The sequence below is a fragment of the Sphingobium sp. CECT 9361 genome, assembly GCF_918741285.1.
Classification (GTDB): domain Bacteria; phylum Pseudomonadota; class Alphaproteobacteria; order Sphingomonadales; family Sphingomonadaceae; genus Sphingobium.
The window spans coordinates 244,206-260,654 of the sequence record NZ_CAKKNC010000002.1; the positions used below are offsets into that span (position 1 = coordinate 244,206).

22 protein-coding genes and 1 tRNA gene are annotated in these 16,449 nt (G+C 58.3%); 11 read left to right on the forward strand and 12 right to left on the reverse strand.

Annotated elements, in window-relative coordinates; genetic code table 11:
* Positions 1–2 precede the first annotated feature (2 nt).
* The 9 genes from gspG to LQ220_RS06310 are packed head-to-tail and all read left to right on the forward strand — an operon-like array spanning position 3 to position 5,982.
* Positions 3–479, forward strand: coding sequence for a type II secretion system major pseudopilin GspG (gene gspG, locus LQ220_RS06270; RefSeq protein WP_230187447.1), 477 nt, complete (start codon positions 3–5; stop codon positions 477–479).
* Entirely contained in the window at positions 451–921 is a 471-nt protein-coding gene (locus LQ220_RS06275; protein ID WP_281822596.1) for a GspH/FimT family pseudopilin, read from the forward strand. Before gspG ends, LQ220_RS06275 begins: the two co-directional genes overlap by 29 nt.
* Positions 908–1,285, forward strand: coding sequence for a type II secretion system minor pseudopilin GspI (gspI, locus tag LQ220_RS06280; protein WP_230187448.1), 378 nt, complete (start codon positions 908–910; stop codon positions 1,283–1,285). The genes LQ220_RS06275 and gspI overlap by 14 nt, the downstream gene beginning before the upstream one ends.
* Positions 1,282–1,917, forward strand: a complete 636-nt coding sequence (gspJ, locus tag LQ220_RS06285) for a type II secretion system minor pseudopilin GspJ (protein WP_230187449.1) — start codon at positions 1,282–1,284, stop codon at positions 1,915–1,917. Before gspI ends, gspJ begins: the two co-directional genes overlap by 4 nt.
* Complete coding sequence (gene gspK, locus LQ220_RS06290) at positions 1,910–2,902, forward strand: type II secretion system minor pseudopilin GspK (protein WP_290369018.1); 993 nt, start codon at positions 1,910–1,912, stop codon at positions 2,900–2,902. Before gspJ ends, gspK begins: the two co-directional genes overlap by 8 nt.
* Positions 2,899–4,020 carry a type II secretion system protein GspL gene (gene gspL / locus LQ220_RS06295; RefSeq protein WP_230187450.1) on the forward strand — a complete coding sequence of 374 codons (1,122 nt, stop codon included), beginning with the start codon at positions 2,899–2,901 and terminating at the stop codon, positions 4,018–4,020. The genes gspK and gspL overlap by 4 nt, the downstream gene beginning before the upstream one ends.
* Entirely contained in the window at positions 4,017–4,496 is a 480-nt protein-coding gene (locus tag LQ220_RS06300) for a type II secretion system protein M (RefSeq protein WP_230187451.1), read from the forward strand. Before gspL ends, LQ220_RS06300 begins: the two co-directional genes overlap by 4 nt.
* Positions 4,493–5,215 (forward strand): type II secretion system protein N, encoded by a 723-nt coding sequence (gspN, locus tag LQ220_RS06305; protein WP_230187452.1) that lies wholly within the window; start codon positions 4,493–4,495, stop codon positions 5,213–5,215. Before LQ220_RS06300 ends, gspN begins: the two co-directional genes overlap by 4 nt.
* A complete protein-coding gene (locus LQ220_RS06310) occupies positions 5,212–5,982 on the forward strand; it encodes an A24 family peptidase (RefSeq protein WP_230187453.1) in 771 nt (256 codons plus the stop codon). Before gspN ends, LQ220_RS06310 begins: the two co-directional genes overlap by 4 nt.
* On the opposite strand, the gene LQ220_RS06315 is transcribed toward LQ220_RS06310, so the two are convergent.
* The 4 genes from LQ220_RS06315 to LQ220_RS06330 form a co-directional block, all read right to left on the reverse strand.
* A tRNA-Thr gene (locus LQ220_RS06315) sits at positions 5,970–6,044 on the reverse strand. The genes LQ220_RS06310 and LQ220_RS06315 overlap by 13 nt on opposite strands.
* 28 nt (positions 6,045–6,072) lie before the next feature.
* On the reverse strand, positions 6,073–6,954 hold the full coding sequence (locus LQ220_RS06320) for a hypothetical protein (protein WP_230187454.1): 882 nt from the start codon (positions 6,952–6,954) through the stop codon (positions 6,073–6,075).
* Positions 6,951–8,270 carry a replication-associated recombination protein A gene (locus LQ220_RS06325; RefSeq protein ID WP_230187455.1) on the reverse strand — a complete coding sequence of 440 codons (1,320 nt, stop codon included), beginning with the start codon at positions 8,268–8,270 and terminating at the stop codon, positions 6,951–6,953. Before LQ220_RS06325 ends, LQ220_RS06320 begins: the two co-directional genes overlap by 4 nt.
* Before the next feature lie 6 nt (positions 8,271–8,276).
* On the reverse strand, positions 8,277–9,455 hold the full coding sequence (locus LQ220_RS06330) for a glycosyltransferase family 1 protein (RefSeq protein ID WP_230187456.1): 1,179 nt from the start codon (positions 9,453–9,455) through the stop codon (positions 8,277–8,279).
* A gap of 90 nt (positions 9,456–9,545) precedes the next feature.
* Here LQ220_RS06330 and LQ220_RS06335 point away from each other — a divergent pair, with 90 nt between their 5' ends.
* Positions 9,546–9,779, forward strand: a complete 234-nt coding sequence (locus LQ220_RS06335) for a DUF2945 domain-containing protein (RefSeq protein WP_230187457.1) — start codon at positions 9,546–9,548, stop codon at positions 9,777–9,779.
* A gap of 38 nt (positions 9,780–9,817) precedes the next feature.
* A complete protein-coding gene (locus tag LQ220_RS06340; protein ID WP_230187458.1) occupies positions 9,818–10,468 on the forward strand; it encodes an MOSC domain-containing protein in 651 nt (216 codons plus the stop codon).
* On the opposite strand, the gene LQ220_RS06345 is transcribed toward LQ220_RS06340, so the two are convergent.
* The 8 genes from LQ220_RS06345 to LQ220_RS06380 form a co-directional block, all read right to left on the reverse strand.
* Positions 10,465–10,704, reverse strand: coding sequence for a hypothetical protein (locus tag LQ220_RS06345; protein ID WP_230187459.1), 240 nt, complete (start codon positions 10,702–10,704; stop codon positions 10,465–10,467). The genes LQ220_RS06340 and LQ220_RS06345 overlap by 4 nt on opposite strands.
* 68 nt (positions 10,705–10,772) lie before the next feature.
* The gene (locus LQ220_RS06350) at positions 10,773–11,720 is read right to left on the reverse strand and encodes a hemolysin family protein (RefSeq protein ID WP_230187460.1); all 948 of its coding nucleotides are present in this window, start codon (positions 11,718–11,720) and stop codon (positions 10,773–10,775) included.
* Between the two features lie 36 nt (positions 11,721–11,756).
* Positions 11,757–12,260, reverse strand: a complete 504-nt coding sequence (ybeY, locus tag LQ220_RS06355) for an rRNA maturation RNase YbeY (RefSeq protein ID WP_230187461.1) — start codon at positions 12,258–12,260, stop codon at positions 11,757–11,759.
* On the reverse strand, positions 12,253–13,251 hold the full coding sequence (locus LQ220_RS06360; RefSeq protein ID WP_230187462.1) for a PhoH family protein: 999 nt from the start codon (positions 13,249–13,251) through the stop codon (positions 12,253–12,255). The genes ybeY and LQ220_RS06360 overlap by 8 nt, the downstream gene beginning before the upstream one ends.
* A gap of 25 nt (positions 13,252–13,276) precedes the next feature.
* On the reverse strand, positions 13,277–14,656 hold the full coding sequence (miaB, locus tag LQ220_RS06365; protein ID WP_290369022.1) for a tRNA (N6-isopentenyl adenosine(37)-C2)-methylthiotransferase MiaB: 1,380 nt from the start codon (positions 14,654–14,656) through the stop codon (positions 13,277–13,279).
* Between the two features lie 8 nt (positions 14,657–14,664).
* Positions 14,665–15,234, reverse strand: a complete 570-nt coding sequence (locus LQ220_RS06370) for a lysophospholipid acyltransferase family protein (protein ID WP_354957186.1) — start codon at positions 15,232–15,234, stop codon at positions 14,665–14,667.
* Positions 15,235–15,427: 193 nt separating this feature from the next.
* Positions 15,428–15,850, reverse strand: a complete 423-nt coding sequence (locus tag LQ220_RS06375) for a Fur family transcriptional regulator (protein WP_230187463.1) — start codon at positions 15,848–15,850, stop codon at positions 15,428–15,430.
* Positions 15,851–15,977: 127 nt separating this feature from the next.
* Positions 15,978–16,403: a MucR family transcriptional regulator gene (locus tag LQ220_RS06380; protein ID WP_230187464.1), complete on the reverse strand. Its 426-nt coding sequence runs from the start codon at positions 16,401–16,403 to the stop codon at positions 15,978–15,980.
* Between the last annotated feature and the right edge of the window lie 46 nt (positions 16,404–16,449).

The following is a 16,449-nucleotide window of genomic DNA, read 5'->3' on the forward strand; positions in this document are numbered from 1 at the left end:
CCATGAAGTCCCCCTTCACCCATCGCGCCGCAGAACGCGGCTCCGTGTTCTCGCGCCGTTCCGCCGAACACGGCTTCACGCTCGTCGAGCTTCTCGTCGTGATTGTGATCATCGGCTTATTGGCGACCATCGTTGCGATCAACGTCATCCCCGCGACCGACAAGGCCCGCGTCGAAAAGGCCAAGGCCGACGTCGCGACGATCGAGCAGGCGCTTGATCAGTACCGCCTCGACAACCTCAATTATCCAAGCGGCACCGAAGGGTTGCAGGCGCTCCTGTCGCCCCCTGCGACGCTGGCCCAACCGGCCCGCTACCGCCGTGGCGGCTACATCAAGAAGCTGCCGGCCGATCCCTGGGGCCGTCCTTACAGCTATTCCGTACCTGGCAAAAAGGGACCGTTCGACATCTATTCGCTGGGTGCCGACGGCCAGCCGGGCGGCGAGGGTGACAATGCCGACATCTATTCCAGCGAGATCTAAAGCCAGAGAGCAAGGCTTTACGCTGGTAGAGTTGATGGTGGTGATCGCGATCATCGGCCTCACGTCGGCCGCCGTGCTGCTTGCTATCCCGGATCCTCGGGGGCGTGTCATGGACGATGCGGAGCGCTTCGCTGCACGGACACTGGCCGCCCGCGACAACGCCGTCGTGCTGGCACAGCCTATCGCCGTGTGGGTGTCCGCATCGGGCTATGGTTTCGAACGTCGCCGGGAAGGACAATGGGTGCCGGTCGAAGACAAGCCCTTCGTTACGACGAACTGGCGCGAAGGCACGACCGCGCTGGTGGGCGATTCTGGGCGCGTACAAGTCATGTTCGATAGCACCGGGCTCCCTGCCGACCCTCTCAATTTAAGGCTGACCCGCGACGACCAGACGGTGTCCGTGCGAGTCGACATGGCTGGAAAAGTCGATGTCGAAGGTTGATCGGACGATGCAGCAATCGGGCTTCACCCTTCTTGAGATGCTGGTAGCGCTTGCGGTGTTCAGTCTCGCTGCGCTGGCCCTGATCCGCTTGCAGGGCGTCACCATCCGCACTGCCGCCGATCTCGACGGCAAGGTGATGGCGCAGATTGTCGCGCGCAACCTTATGGTCGGATGGCAGACCGATCCCCAGCCGCCAAGCATGGGTAAAGCCGATGGTGAAGTTGAGAACGCCGGGCAACGCTGGCGTTGGACACGTGAAGCGACCGCCTTGGACGACAAACGCCTGATGCGCGTCGATGTAAGGGTCGAGGGCCAAGTGAGCACCGCGCCCGCCGTCCTCACCTTCGTACGACGGGTTGAGTGATTACCGTGCGGAACAATGGCTTCACTCTGATCGAGCTGCTCGTCGCCCTCACGATCTTCGCCATGCTGGCGGGAGCGGGTGTGTTGCTGCTTGGCAATAGCGTATCGGCGCAGGGTGCGATCAAGGCGCATCTCGATGACATGGCGGCGTTGGAACGCATGGATGGCGCACTTTCCGCCGATCTGGGGCAGGCGGTATCGCGGATCAGCCGCACGGAAACCGGCGCACTGGCTCCAGCATTTTTCGCCAATCCGCAAGGCGAGGCGGCACCCATCATGCAATTCATCCGCGCCGGACGCAGCAACTTCAGCGATGCGCCCCGCTCTTCCCTTCAAAAGGTCGAATATTGGTTTCGCCAGGGGAAGCTCGAGCGGCGTACCTACGATCAGGTGGATGGCGGCGTGGCGGTTGACCCTGCCGCTCTACTGGAAGGCGTCCAGTCGGTGACGCTGCGATTCCGTAATGCCCGTGGCGATTGGCTCAATGTCTGGACACCCCAACAACCCGATCTATTACCGCGGGCTGTGGAGATGAACCTGGTGCGAAGCGGTGGTTCCGCGCTCACTATGCTATTTGCGGTTGGCCCAGGACCGGAAGAGCGCGCTTTGCCCGGGGCGGTGTCCGGTGGGTAAGCAGCCGAAAGACCATGAACTCGGTGCGGCGCTCCTCACTGTGCTGCTCCTAGTGGCCGTGATGTCCGTCATTGCTGCGACCGCGCTGGAGCGGGTAACTCTGGCAACCCGGCTGACAGGCAACGCCGGGCTGCAGGCACAGGCGCGCGCCTATGCCGACGCTGCCGAAGACATCGCCAAGTTGCGTATCGCCGATCTCGTCGCGGCGCAGCCCGGCAAGACCACGCTTGCAGGCAACTGGCTCGGCACCCCGCAACAACTGCCGGTGCCCGGCGGCAGCGCAACAGCGCGTGTGACCGACAGCGGAAATTGCTTCAATCTTAATAGCGTGGTTACTGGCGATAACCCTGAAAATCTTAAGGTCCGCCCGGTCGGCGTAAGCCAGTTCGAGGCACTGATGCAGGCATTGGCAATCGATCCAAGGCAGGCGCAGATTGTAGCGGCCTCCCTGGCCGACTGGATCGATACCGACGCCGTACCACAACCGGGTGGGGGAGAAGACGAAGTCTATCTTGGCCTTGCGCAGCCTTATCGCGCAGCAAACCGGATCATGACCGATCCCAGCGAATTGCGCGCGGTGCAGGGCGTTACGCCAGCGCTGTATGGCATATTGCGTCCCTGGATATGCGCGCTGCCGATCAGCGATCTTTCACCCATCAATGTCAACACCCTCTTGCCGCAGCAGGCGCCGCTGTTCGTCATGCTCCTGCCGGGAAAAGTGACGGTCGAACAAGCGCGACTATGGCTGGCGCAACGCCCGGCGGATGGCTATGGGAGCCCCAACACATTTTGGGCGCTTCCAGGACGGGCAGGGATCATTCCTTCTGGCGAGGTCGGTGCGCAGGTGAAGTTGACCAGCCGATGGTTCCGTGTCGATATTGAGGTAGAATTGGGGGGCATGGACTTGAGCGAGACAGCGTTAATTGACGCGCAGCCCTCTATGCCTGCCAAGCTTGTGTATCGTTACTGGGGCGAAAGCGCATGAGCGGCCGCGATGCTTTGATAATCGTCCTCCCGCAGAAGGCTGATGCCGAGCCGGAATGGATGCGCGTGATCGACCAAACGGTTGTTCAGCGTGGGAAAGGCGCTGACTGGTTGTCCGCTTGTGGCCTCCGAGAGTTGCCCACGAATAGTGTCTCTATGCTGGTGGCGCCTGCTGCGGCGACTACGCTGCATTGGGTGGAGATGCCCGATCTTCCGGCGCGGCAAGGGCGGGCAGCGGCGCGTCTCACCGCGCTCGATACCAGCATCGGGCAAGCCGACACCATGGCCGCGGCGACCGACGAGCAAAACGATCCTGCCAAGCCCCATCTAGTCGCCGTCACCGCTCGCGCCGATTTGCAGCATTGGTTGCTCTGGTCTCAGCATAATGGGATAGATCCCGACGTCATCATCCCGGCTGCTCTGCTGCTACCCGACCCGTTGGAGAGCTTTGCGCGCGGGACGGTCGGCGATACGACGCTGCTACGCGGCAACGGCATCATCGTGGCAGAAGACGATCCGATTGCCTCGCTTCTGGTGGCTGACGCGGTTGTTCAGGATTTGCCAGCCGATGCCGTTACAACGGCTATGATCGATGCGCTGGAGCACCCGGCAATCAACCTGCGCCAAGGCGATTTTGCCAAACGGACCCGCATGACCGTCGACCGCGATCAAGTCGCGCGGATCGTCATGTGGAGTGGCTTCGTAGCGTTGGTCAGCCTGCTGATTGCCTTGATAGCGATCATAAAGCTCAACGTTGACGCCGACCGTCTCGATGCCGAAAGCCTCGCCATAGCCCGCAAGGTCGCGCCCAATGCCGTAGATGCCATTGATGCGGCAACCCAAGTCGATCAGCAACTGATCAAGCGCGGCACCGGTGCTTATGGCTTCTCCGGCCCTACGGCGGGCCTTTATGCAGCCATGCGGGGCAGTCCGTCGGTTGGATTGACTTTACTCGACCGCAGTCAGGATGGGACATTGAAAGCGACACTGGCGGCGCCGAAAGCCGACGATATCAATGTCGTGCTGCTGGCATTGCAGGCATCGGGTTTTACGATCACCGCGACATCTTCGCAGGACCCCAGCGGTCGCGTGCTGGCCAACATAACGGTGCGGCCATGAGCGCTCTCAAAAACTGGTGGGCTGACTTGAGCCAGCGCGAACGCATGCTGGTCGGGGTAATGGGCGTCCTGGTCTTCGTTGTGTTCCTGTGGCTGGCCATCGCTCGCCCGGTTGAGGCAGGATTGGCCAACGCGCGGGAACGGCAGGCACAGGCACAGGACCGCAACGCCTCTATACGGGCAAAGGTCAAGACGCTGAAGGCTTTGCCAACCCAGCAGGCTGTCGCCGCTGTGGGCTCGCTCGATCAGATGGTCGGCCAAAGCGCAGGTGAAGCGGGCTTCACTCTCGAACGTGCGCAGGCTCAGGGAGAAGACCGGGTCGAACTGGCCATCGCATCTGCGCGTCCTACGGCTCTGTTTGGCTGGATCTCCGCGCTCGAAGCGCAAGGCATTGTCGTCGAAACGCTGACGGTTCAACCAGCCCCGACTGCCGGGACGATTTCCGTGCGGGCCGTGTTGAAGAGGGCAGGCCAATGATGAGGCCCGTTCTTTCACGGCGTGCAAAGCTTGGTTTGCTTGGTGCCTTCGTTCTGGGCTTGGTCGCATTCTTTCCCCTGCGTTTGGCAATCGGCTTATTTGGCTTGGAAGGGCAGGGGGTTAGCGCGCGCGCCGTTCAGGGCAGCCTTTGGTATGGCCGGATCGACCAGTTGATGGTCGGCGACGTGTCGGTCGGCACGGTGCATGCTGGTTTGTCGCCGATCCAGTTGTTGGTCGGGCGGGCGCGGCTCGATCTTGGTCGCAAGGCTGGATTGCCCGACGATATTGAAGGCGCGCTGACCGTTGGATTTGGGCGTATCGGTCTGGATGATGTGACGGGTAATCTGCCCGTCGGTGCCGCCTTGGCGCCGTTGCCGATCAGCAGTATAACTTTCACCGATATGAGTGCATATTTTTCGGGTGGAGCCTGCGGTCATGCCGAAGGGCGGGTCAAAGCCTCGATTGCCGGTGAACTACCCGGTTTGAATCTGAGCCAAGGTTTGAGCGGGGATGTGCGATGTGATGGGTCTTCCATTCTGCTGCCGCTGGTCAGTCAATCGGGGCTGGAGAAGCTGAACCTGCGTATCAACGCGGATGGCCATTACACCGCTGAAATGCGCATAACGAGCAGTGATCCCGCCTTGGGGCAGGGATTGGGCGCTATGGGATTTCAGCAGGCCGGGGATGGTTATACGCTAAGGATCGACGGGACGTTGTGAACGCACTGTGGGCGTTCGGCATGGGTGCTGTTGCGGGTGCGATTATCGGCAGCTTCCTTGCGACCCTCATCCTCCGCTGGCCAGAGGAACGCTCAGTGGCACAAGGGCGATCAGCGTGCGATAGTTGCGGTGTTGTCCTCGGGCCAATGGATTTGGTCCCGTTATTAAGTGCACTGGCGTACCGAGGGCGCTGCCGGCGCTGCGGAGAGCCAATCGACCCATTGCACTTTTCGGTTGAATTGGGATGCGCGTTGATCGGTGGCATCGCGCTTATGCTCGCCCCGACTCTGGAAGGGGCAGGCTGGGCAATGCTCGGATGGGGGCTTTTGACCTTGGCCGTGCTGGACTGGCGTCACTTCTGGCTGCCGGATGCAATAACATTACCTCTGGTTTTCCTTGGCCTGACTTTGGGTATGTGGACGACTGACATTGCCCTAGTCGACAGGGTTATCGGGGCCGCCGCAGGATACGGTGCATTGGTCGCGATCTCATTGGGCTACAAGGCTTGGCGCGGTCGCGAAGGCCTCGGGTTGGGCGATGCCAAGCTGCTGGGCGCTATAGGCGCGTGGTTCGGATGGCAGGCTCTGCCCTTCGTGTTGCTTATGGCCAGCCTTACCGCCTTGGTTGTGGTAGGTGTAAGCCTTATGCGCACACGCAACCTCGATCCCGCCATGCGCATACCGCTTGGGACGTTCCTATGCATCGCTGCTGTACCAGGGTGGTGGGCCCTGAACGCCTTGACCGGAATGAACGCTGGTGCCGGCTGAGGGATTTGAACCCCCGACCTTCGGTTTACAAAACCGCTGCACTACCACTGTGCTAAGCCGGCTCACCGCGTTGGTGCGACGCCCATACTATCAGTAGACGCCAAAGGTCCACCCCTCCGTTTGCGCTATTTTTGGTGTTAGATGTTCGGGATGCCAAAGTGCGGCATCCGCAACCGCCCGCCGCAACCAGGCTGTAGTGAGAATTGCGTCGGTACTGTGGTCGTCATACCTCGCAAGCGGCGCATGAGGGCGCGTGCCAAATGCCGCCAGTGCTTCATCGAGAGACGCGCCGTCGCGGATTTTGGACAAGCCTTTGCGTAATCCCGCGGCACGGGCGGCCAGCGCCGTATAAATCTCAACGATTACTGGCCCATGATCCGGCAACGGGTCGAATGGCCAGATCGGCACTAACCCCCTCAACCGATGGAGAACCCGCATCCCGGTCAGGCTGGACTTCCCCACTTGCGCCGCACCCACCAGATTGAAACAGCTATAGGGCGAAAGACGCATGGCCGCCTGGCCATGCTCACACACCCGAAAGCGTCCGCGTCCCGTAGGAAACAGATCGCCGCAATCCCTTAACTGCCTAAAATGGCGGCGGGCTTCGGGATGGAGGAGGAAGCTGTTGGCGGATAGATGCGGATCGTTAGCACTTAGTGCGTCAACAAACTGCCAAAGCGCCGGAGCATCGGCGGGTGATTGGTCCCAGCTAGGGAAATAGCCGCCCGCATCTAGAAAGGGAAAAGCGGGAGAAAGGTCCATGCCGACCAGCATGCGCGTCCCCGCACGCCCATGCTCCGCAAGCCATTGCGCAAGGGCTGGCCGGGTCCATCCCCTTTCGGGACGTAAAAGGGTAGGGGCCGCGTCACCCCCAGTTGCGTGGGCAAGTGCCAATCCGGCAGGCCGTTCCACGGCTTGCCCGGACCAGTCAATGACGGCGAAATGATCGAAGCGGATGTCGCAGAGCGTCAATTGTCGCGTTGTTCGGCGCGGCGCGCGTCCCACCATGCGAGACGCTCGGCTATGCGCTGTTCGAAGCCGCGATCTGTGGGTTGATAAAATGCCTGTGGGGGCAATTCGTCCGGCCAATAATTTGCAGCGGAGAAACCGTCCGGCGCATCATGATCATAGGCATAGCCCTTGCCGTAGCCGACATCTTTCATCAGCTTGGTAGGAGCGTTCAGGATATTCTGCGGGGGCATCAGCGACCCTGTCTCTCGCGCCGCCTTGAACGCCGCTTTCTGTGCAACATAGGCCGCGTTGGATTTGGGCGCTGTCGCGCAATAGAGGCAAGCTTGAACGATGGCCAGCTCACCTTCTGGGGAGCCCAGAAAATCATAGGCTTCCTTAGCAGCTAGGCACTGCACCAGCGCTTGTGGGTCGGCGAGGCCGATGTCCTCACTTGCGAAGCGCACAAGTCGGCGCAGTACATAGAGCGGCTGTTCGCCGGCCGTCAGCATTCTTGCCAGATAATAGAGCGCCGCTTGCGGGTCCGATCCGCGCAGGGATTTGTGAAGCGCAGAGATGAGATTGTAGTGACCTTCTCGATCCTTGTCGTACACAGCAAGCCGCCGGTGGAGCAAAGCGGATAAGCCTGCCGGATCGAGCGGCTCAGGGATCGATACCGAATATAATGTCTCGGCTTGGTTGAGCAGAAAGCGACCATCGCCATCGGCACTGGCGATCAAGGCTTCCCGCGCATCAAGCGTTAAGGGAAGGGGGCGTTGGACTAACTCCTCAGCCCGTGTCAGCAATTTTTCCAGCGCATCGCTATCGAGACGCCGCAGGATCAGCACCTGGGTACGCGAAAGAAGAGCAGCGTTCAGTTCAAAGCTGGGGTTCTCCGTCGTAGCTCCGACCAGAGTGACGGTGCCGTCTTCTACATAGGGGAGAAAGCTGTCTTGCTGGGCCCGGTTGAAGCGGTGAATTTCATCGACGAAAAGCAGCGTCTTCTGGCCGATACGAGCATGATCGCGTGCTGCGGCAAAGACCTTCTTTAGATCGGCCACGCCGGAAAACACAGCCGAGATGGGTTCGAAACGGATTCCGACTGCATCGGCCAACAGGCGGGAGATTGTGGTCTTTCCCGTTCCGGGCGGTCCCCAGAAAAGGATAGACGACAGGCGCCCTGCTGCAACCATGCGCCCTATCGCCCCCTCAGGGCCGGTCAGATGATCCTGACCCACGACTTCCTGTAGCGTGCGAGGACGTAAGCGGTCTGCCAGCGGTGAGTCAGCCTGACCCCGTTCAGCCGGTGCGTTATCATCATCGCCAAAGAGATCAGTCATGACAGATCACGGAACGGGGCTGGCAAGCGCCATCGCGCCCCGGGTGCGCTGGCCGATTACGCGAATATATGTATCGACCAACTGCTGATTGACTTGATCCCAACCATAGCGTTCGGCTTCCAACCGACCGGCCTCGCCAGCACGACGGCGGCTTTCAGGGTCGATGCAATATTGTTGTAGCGCATCGGCAAACTTGTTGATGGCTCCGGGGCGGATCAAACGCCCGGTAATTCCATCACTGACCAGAGAATCGCTGCCTGTCGCGCGGGCGGCAACCGTCGGAAGTGCACAGGCCATAGCTTCAAGCGTCACATTACCGAAGGTTTCGGTCACGGACGGATTGAAGAGCATATCCATGCTGGCAACACCACGCCCGAGATTTGTACCACTTTGGAATCCGACGAAGGTCGCATCGGGCAACCTGTTTTCGAACCATCCCCTTGCGGGACCGTCGCCCAGCACCAGAACGTGATGCCGGACGCCACGCGTCTGAAGTTGCGATATCGCATCGGAAAATACGTCCAGGCCCTTTTCCATGACCAAACGCCCGGTGAATCCGATGACGGGGGTGTCGTCGGCTATCCCAAGACTGCGGCGCCATTCCAGATCGCGCCGTCCAGGGTTGAATATCTCTTGATCGATACCGCGCGTCCAAATGCCAACATCATAGTTCATGCGCTGGTTGCGCAGCAGTTGTGCCATGGAATCGGAAGGTGCCATGATCGCGTCGCACCGGCGATAGAAGCGGCGCAGCCCCGCTTCAATAATGGGCTCGAGAAAAGCGAGGCCATAATAACGGGGGTAGGTTTCAAACCTAGTGTGGACGGAGGCTACGGCAGGTAAATTGCGTGCGCGTGCCCAGCTTATGGCACGATGTCCCATCGGATCGGGACTGGCAACATGGACTATGTTCGGCGCAAATCGCTTAAGGTCTTTTCGCAGTTTAGGCGAAAGACCCAACGGTACCCGGTATTCGCCGCGCCCTGGTATAGGTAGGGAAGGCGCGCTGACTAAATCGCCCGTCGCAGGGAAAGCAGGCTCTTTTACCGTAGGCGCATAAATACGCACATGAGCGCCCTGCCGTATCAAATAGCCGACCAGCCTGTTCAGGGCCTGATTAGCTCCGTCTCGTACATAGTTATAGTTACCGCTGAACAGCGCGATACGAAGGGCCGTAGTATCCATTTCCCCGCCCTTAAACCACACCGGCGCAAAGGCCAAGGGAACCGGCTGCGCCTCTTCCGCTTTATATCTTCGAAAGAGAGATATTCGGTTATGAGTGATCCGGGCCAGACCACGCTTTTTCGCAAGGGCCAGCGCGTTCGTTGGAACTGGGGCACTGGCGTTGGACATGGCAAAGTCACCGACAGGTTTGAGAGGCATGTCGAACGAACCATCGAGAGCGCAAAAGTCTCCCGCAACGGCAGCCAAAGTAATCCTGCTTATCTCATCTCTACCGATGCTGGCGGTCAAGTGCTGAAACTTGGTTCAGAGTTGCAGTCTGTATGAACGCTGGAAATATTAGATAGATTCTGCGAAAACGTGGAATGCCAAAGATGACCATCACTGCCTTGTTGACAGGCCAGCCTGCGCTATTTCGCGATCAGGAATATAGCGCAATCGAGAAAAAGGAAGTTCCAGGCCCCGTACGGATCGGTTGGCTCGGACTGGAAGGGGATGCCGTTGCAGACCCCGTCCATCATGGCGGTTGGGACAAAGCCATCCACCTGTATCCCCAAGATCATTACCCTTTTTGGAATAAGCAACTTTCCGACCATTTCTTATTGAAGAAACCGGGTGCATTCGGGGAAAATATCGCGTCGCGCGGTTTGGTGGAAACGGAAATCTGCATAGGCGATCGTTTTACATTCGGCAGTGCTGTGGTCGAGGTGAGCCATGGACGGCAGCCATGCTCCAAGCTCGATCATCGGTTTGGCAGGCGCGATGTTATGGCGACAGTCGTGAAAACCGGGCGATCCGGAGTTTATTTCCGCGTAATCAAAGAGGGCGATGCGGAGGCGGGGTCTGAAATGGCTTTGATAGAGCGTCCGCTTCCCGAATGGAGCGTCGAGCGCGTTTTCAACCTGCTGATAGCCGGCGGCTACAAACGCGATCCGGAAGCTGTACGAACGTTAGCGGCCATGCCGCAATTGGCCGAAGCATGGCGCCAGCGGGCGATTGGCTTCACCCTTAGCTAATTTGTAGGGAAATCCGCTCTCGCCGACAAATTGGTGATATCGTTTATGTTCAGTGACCCCACGCCGAACGCATCGATAATCAGCCGGGCCTTTTGATCGGAAGGCAAGGCCATCACATAAGAAATGAGCTCTGACAGGGTCCCACTCTTCAAGGTTTTGAATTCGACGAACATGTCGGAGCCAGCATCGTCGCGCTCATGCAATTGAGCGTTTGCGCTCCAGTTGACGGCATCCATCGAATCGTTTCCCCTCAAAATCTTAGATAAGACAGTAAACGGCTGCGCTAGCCGCGCAAGACCAGCCGCTAGTCCGTTTCATGACCATTGTCATGCTGCGGCGGATGGAGGCGCAATCGACTGACCCTTCGACTGTCGCTTGCCGTAACTTCCAAACGCCAGCCGCTTTCTTCATGCAGCAGAATTTCACCGATTTCCGGAACCCGTCCAGCGATCACGAAAGCCAGGCCTCCTAATGTGTCCACATCTTCTTCGATATCGGCCAGCTTCTTATCGATTTCTTCCGCGACATCCTCAAGTTCCGCGCGCGCGTCAGCATCCCAAAGTCCACCTTCCAACGGAATGAGGAGCGCTTCCGGCTCGTCGTCATGCTCGTCTTCGACTTCGCCCACGATTTCCTCGACAAGGTCTTCGAAGGTCAGAAGCCCCTCGGTGCCTGAATATTCATCCAGGACAATGGCGAGATGGGTGCGCTTCGCCCGCATTTCCGCAAGAAGATCGAGCACGCCCATGCTCTCCGGGACATAGAGAGGCTGGCGGATCAGTGGCTCAAGCGTTGCGGGGGGAGGGGCTTTTCCAGCCAGAATGGCAAAGGCATCGCGAATGTGGATCATGCCGATGATAGTGTCGAGCGTATCGCGATAAACGGGGATGCGGCTATGGCCCGCGTCGGCAAACAACGCTGCCAGGTCGTCGAAACTCGCTTTTTCTTCGATGGCGATGATATCGGCCCGCGGTAGCGCGATATCGTCAACGGTATGCTCGCTGAAATGCAGGAGATTTCGAAGCATTTGCCGTTCTATGGCCGACAAATCGCCCTTGGTTCGGGAAGAGCCGTCTTCCTCATTGTCCTCGTCATATTCGTCTATGGCTTCTTCGATCTCCTTGCGCAGACTATGATCGCTGTCTTCGCCGAAGATGAGAGCCTTCAGGCCTTGCCATAAGCCGCCTTCGCCCGAGGATGCATTGCTGCTACTGTCCGCGTCTTTCGAAGGCGCCGGGCTGTCGTCAGCCATGAGAAGTTCTCTTCCTTATGTTGTTGAGCCTGTTGTTCAGCTCGAATATGGGTCAGCAAGTCCCATAGAAGCAAGGGCGCGTATTTCCAATGCTTCCATCGCCTCGGCATCTAATTCGTCCATGTGGTCGTAGCCCAAAAGGTGAAACATGCCGTGTACTATCAGATGCGTGGCGTGATCGGCTACGGAGATGCCTTTATCCTGAGCCTCAGAGGTGCAGACGCCAGCGGCTAGCACGATATCGCCCAGAAGGACTTCGCCATCGTCTGTGTTGGCCATCGTTTCGAGCAGGTCGGTTTGCACCATGGGAAATGACAGCACATTCGTCGGCTTGTCTTTCTGCCGATAGTCGCGGTTGAGCGTTTGGACTTCCGTATTGCCGGTCAGCTTTACGGCAACTTCGTAGGACACGGGTTGCGTTTCGTAATCGGCATAAAGGCTGTGTCGTATGGCTGAAACGACAGCGCGTTCCGCCAGGCTTTCCCAGTCTACTCCCGTCGGCCATTCATTGCCTTCGTTGATAAGCGCAACGTCAAGCATCCGGACCCTCGTAAGCCTGAACAATCCGACCAACGACAGGATGACGCACGACGTCGGATATGCCGAACGGCACGACCGCGATGCCTTCGATACCCTCCAGCTTTCCGACAGCGTCTGCCAAGCCGGAGGCACCAGGCTGCGGCAAGTCAACCTGTTTGGGGTCGCCGCAGATGACCATCCGGCTATTCTCGCCGAAGCGGGTGAGGAACATCTTCATCTGCGCAATGGTAGTATTCTGGGCTTCATCGAGGATGATAAAGGCATTGGCGAGCGTGCGGCCACGCATGAAAGCAAGCGGCGCAATTTCAATTTCGCCGGACGCAATGCGGCGCTCGACCTGTTCGGCAGGTAAGGTGTCGTAGAGCGCATCGTAAAGCGGCCGAAGATAAGGATCGACCTTTTCCTTCATATCGCCGGGAAGGAAACCCAAGCGCTCACCCGCTTCGACGGCCGGACGCGACAGGATGAGGCGATCGACGCTTCCTGAGATGAGCTGACTTACGGCCTGCGCTACTGCAAGATAGGTTTTGCCGGTTCCTGCTGGCCCAAGGGCAAAGATGACATCGTTGCGCGCCAGCGCTTCCATATAGGTAATTTGCGTCGGCGAGCGGGGGACGATTGTCTTCTTGCGCGTCCGGATCATCACTTTGGGCGGTTCGGCAACATCGCGGCGAATGATGCCGTCGAGAGTAGGCTCCGATGACATGGCAATCACTGCCTCCACGGCGCCGGAATCGATGGGCTGTCCCTCGACAATGCGATTGTAGAGGCCGGTCAACACGTCACGGGCACGCGCGGCGGCTTCGGCCTCGCCTTCGATCTGCAGATGGTTGCCGCGTGCGGCGATATATACGCCCAGCCTGTTCTCGATAGCGACGAGGTTTTGGTCGAACTGACCAAAGAGCGTTCCGAGGAGGTAAGGCTTTTCGAATGTGACTTCGAGCCGGACGCGTTCGCCAGGTTCGGCCTTGGGATGATGCTTCTTCGCCATTATCGTTCCCTCCTGGTGATTTCGCTCAAGCAGCTTTCCTCCCTGCAATCTCGCCCGCCAGACTATTAGGTCCGGCGCTGACAATATCGACGTCTATTACATCGCCCAGCGCAGCATGGGGGGCAGTCACATGAACGGATTGCAGCCACGGCGTCTTGCCGATCAATTGACCGGGGTATCGCCCAACCCGTTCCAACAGAATAGGCACACGCTTGCCCACAGTCGCGGAGTTGAACTCAACCTGATGCGCATTGATGCGCGCTTGGAGTCGTTGAAGACGCTCGTCCATTACGTCAGGCGAAATCTGGTCACTCATGTCTGCGGCAGGTGTGCCCGGACGAGGACTGTATTTGAAGCTGTAGGCCATGAAATAGCGTACTTGATCCAGCAGGGTCATGGTCGCTTCGAAATCGCTTTCGCTTTCGCCCGGAAACCCCACGATAAAATCGCCAGACAATGCAATATCCGGGCGGACTGCCCGCATTTTGTCAATGATCGTCAGGTAGCTCTCAACCGTGTGGTTGCGGTTCATCGCCTTCAATATGCGATCGCTTCCGGCCTGTACTGGAAGGTGCAAAAAGGGCATTAACTTGGGTACTTCCGCGTGCGCCCTAATCAACCCATCGGTCATGTCGTTGGGATGGCTGGTCATGTAACGGATACGCGATAAATCAGGTAAGTCGGCCAAGGCACGGATAAGATCGTCAAAACCCATGTGCCGCCCGCGCTCGTCTTCTCCGGTCCAGGCATTCACATTCTGCCCGAGAAGAGTGACTTCGCTAACTCCCCCGTCGATCAGCGCTTTGGCTTCGTCGAGAATTGCGGAACAAGGGCGACTGATTTCCGCACCGCGCGTGTAAGGAACGACGCAATAGGTGCAGAATTTGTCGCAGCCTTCCTGAATCGTAAGGAAAGCGGTTGGCCGTGCTTGCCTGGGTCGCGCCGGAAGTGCGCCGAATTTCGATGCCGCCGGCATATCCGTATCGAGTGCCGCTTCGCCACGCACAGCTTTGCCGATTAATTCCGGTAAATGGTGGTAGGCTTGCGGACCGACCACGATGTCCACCGTAGGAGCGCGACGCGAAATTTCTCCGCCCTCGGCCTGTGCCACGCAACCGGCCACCGCAATCATCGGTCGGGTTCCATCCTCATAGCGCATCCGGCCGATGTCGGAATAAACCCGGTCAACGGCCTTTTCCCGAATATGGCAGGTGTTGAGCACGACAAGATCGGCTTGCGCGTTTTCCTCCGCGGCATTCATACCTTGCGCAGTTAGCATTTCCGCCATGCGTTCGCCGTCATAGACGTTCATCTGGCAGCCGAAGGACTTGACCTGGAAAGTTGTCGGCGCACCCGCTCGGCGGGCCGCTGGAAGATGCTTGTTGGGCAGAAGGGGGCGATTCATTAGATCGGCTATACCGCGCTCGGATGTGTGGCGATAGGCGGTAGGCAGGCTGAAATTCTTTTTCTGCATTCCGCCGCCAGCATTTTCCGATCAGGAAAGTCTTTAGGATCGAAGGGAGGCAGAAAGTGCAGTGTGACCAAGAGATTTCCAGGGCGCGTTAGAACGCGACGCGCGTTCGTTGCCAGACTGGGTTCGTGCCAAGCAATCTCGGAAGCAGCCGTTCCGTAGTCGATGTAAACAGGCTGCACGTTAAGATCGCGGGGCGGGGGAAGCATAACGGATAACAGAGCAGGCTTGAACGGCAGTAGAGTTGCGCCATGCCCTGTGGTTCCTTCCGGGAACAATGTCATTGGCTGATGCTGTTCCAACGCGCGCCTTAGTGCATCGACCTGATCGCTTACCCGATTGCGGCTGTGACGCGCGATAAACAGCGTGTTGTTTTGTGCTGCAAGCCATCCGACCAGCGGCAGGCCTTTCACATCATCCTTTGAAACGAAGGCCGTTCCTGTCGCTCCTCCCATGGCCAGAATATCTATCCAGCTCAGATGATTTGCCACAAAGAACACATCGCGTTTCAAAGGCTTTCCTCTGATTTCGACGCGAGCGCCAACGGCGCGTGCCGCAAGACCGAGAAATATGCGAGGCCATGGCGATCGCCATGGCAATATTCGCCAAAGCACATGCGGCAACACACACAATAACAACACTGTCAGGAGCGCGGCGAGCCGCTGCGCTCGTCTAATGCGGTCTGCCAGTGGAAAGCGCTTCAAATCAGCTTTTAGGGTCTAGAGCTACGCCGTAAAGTTCCATGCGGTGGTCGACCAGGCGAAAACCCAGCTTGGCGGCTATCATTTTTTGTAGCTGTTCCAGCTCTGGGTCTACAAACTCGATCACCATGCCGGTTTCGACGTCGATCAGATGATCGTGATGAGATTCCGGGGCGGCTTCATACCGTGCTCGACCATCGCCGAAATCATGCCGCTCCAATATGCCCGCTTCTTCGAACAGGCGCACGGTGCGGTAAACCGTCGCAATGGAGATGCCCGGATCGATAGCCGCTGCACGCGCGTGGAGCCGTTCCACGTCAGGATGATCTTCAGCGTCCGATAGTACCTGAGCGATAACCCGCCGCTGCTCGGTAATGCGCAAGCCCTTTTCGGCACATAAGGCTTCAACGTCGATCTTGCGGTTCATGAGCGCCCTATTCTGCGAGTCATTACGGGTAAAGTGACTTGCAGCTTATCTAATTTATCGCAGATGCGAAAGGGCTGCGCTGTTTGCTATCAAACGCATCCCTTCCACGACCGACGCTATCTTCAGATCACTTGGCAGCGACGCGGCGGCGCCTTTTAGTCCCCAGGCCAATCTTTTTCGCCAATGTGCGGCGTTGCTCAGCATAGTTGGGGGCCACCATTGGATAGTCGGCTGGAAGGCTCCACTTTGTCCGGTAATCGTCCGGCGTCATCTGATAATGGGTCATAAGGTGACGCTTAAGCATTTTGAGCTTCTTTCCATCCTCCAAACATACAATGTAGTCCGGTTTGATAGAAGATCGAACAGAAACAGCCGGTTCCAACTTGACTTCAGGTACGACAGGAGCATCCGAAAGGCTGGAAAGTGCACCATATACATTCTTGATGAGAACGGGCAGGTCGGAAACAGCTACGCTATTGTTGGATACATGCGCAGCAACGATGTCGGAGGTTAGCGTTATGAGCATTTCTGACTGGGCATTTTGTTCGTCCATTATGACACTCCTGACATCGGTTATTGAGGCGACCCGTCCGTTACTT

Excerpts from the sequence above, each read along its gene's own strand:
- LQ220_RS06350 (WP_230187460.1), bottom strand. The coding sequence starts at position 11,720 with ATGGCTGACGACAGCCCGGCGCCTTCGAAAGACGCGGACAGTAGCAGC.
- LQ220_RS06275 (WP_281822596.1), top strand. The coding sequence starts at position 451 with ATGCCGACATCTATTCCAGCGAGATCTAAAGCCAGAGAGCAAGGCTTT.
- LQ220_RS06340 (WP_230187458.1), top strand. The coding sequence starts at position 9,818 with ATGCCAAAGATGACCATCACTGCCTTGTTGACAGGCCAGCCTGCGCTA.
- LQ220_RS06335 (WP_230187457.1), top strand. The coding sequence starts at position 9,546 with ATGAGTGATCCGGGCCAGACCACGCTTTTTCGCAAGGGCCAGCGCGTT.
- gspN (WP_230187452.1), top strand. The coding sequence starts at position 4,493 with ATGATGAGGCCCGTTCTTTCACGGCGTGCAAAGCTTGGTTTGCTTGGT.
- ybeY (WP_230187461.1), bottom strand. The coding sequence starts at position 12,260 with ATGCTTGACGTTGCGCTTATCAACGAAGGCAATGAATGGCCGACGGGA.
- LQ220_RS06325 (WP_230187455.1), bottom strand. The coding sequence starts at position 8,270 with ATGACTGATCTCTTTGGCGATGATGATAACGCACCGGCTGAACGGGGT.
- gspI (WP_230187448.1), top strand. The coding sequence starts at position 908 with ATGTCGAAGGTTGATCGGACGATGCAGCAATCGGGCTTCACCCTTCTT.
- gspG (WP_230187447.1), top strand. The coding sequence starts at position 3 with ATGAAGTCCCCCTTCACCCATCGCGCCGCAGAACGCGGCTCCGTGTTC.
- LQ220_RS06375 (WP_230187463.1), bottom strand. The coding sequence starts at position 15,850 with ATGAACCGCAAGATCGACGTTGAAGCCTTATGTGCCGAAAAGGGCTTG.
- LQ220_RS06330 (WP_230187456.1), bottom strand. The coding sequence starts at position 9,455 with ATGGATACTACGGCCCTTCGTATCGCGCTGTTCAGCGGTAACTATAAC.
- LQ220_RS06345 (WP_230187459.1), bottom strand. The coding sequence starts at position 10,704 with ATGGATGCCGTCAACTGGAGCGCAAACGCTCAATTGCATGAGCGCGAC.
- LQ220_RS06360 (WP_230187462.1), bottom strand. The coding sequence starts at position 13,251 with ATGGCGAAGAAGCATCATCCCAAGGCCGAACCTGGCGAACGCGTCCGG.
- miaB (WP_290369022.1), bottom strand. The coding sequence starts at position 14,656 with ATGAATCGCCCCCTTCTGCCCAACAAGCATCTTCCAGCGGCCCGCCGA.
- LQ220_RS06380 (WP_230187464.1), bottom strand. The coding sequence starts at position 16,403 with ATGGACGAACAAAATGCCCAGTCAGAAATGCTCATAACGCTAACCTCC.
- LQ220_RS06300 (WP_230187451.1), top strand. The coding sequence starts at position 4,017 with ATGAGCGCTCTCAAAAACTGGTGGGCTGACTTGAGCCAGCGCGAACGC.
- gspL (WP_230187450.1), top strand. The coding sequence starts at position 2,899 with ATGAGCGGCCGCGATGCTTTGATAATCGTCCTCCCGCAGAAGGCTGAT.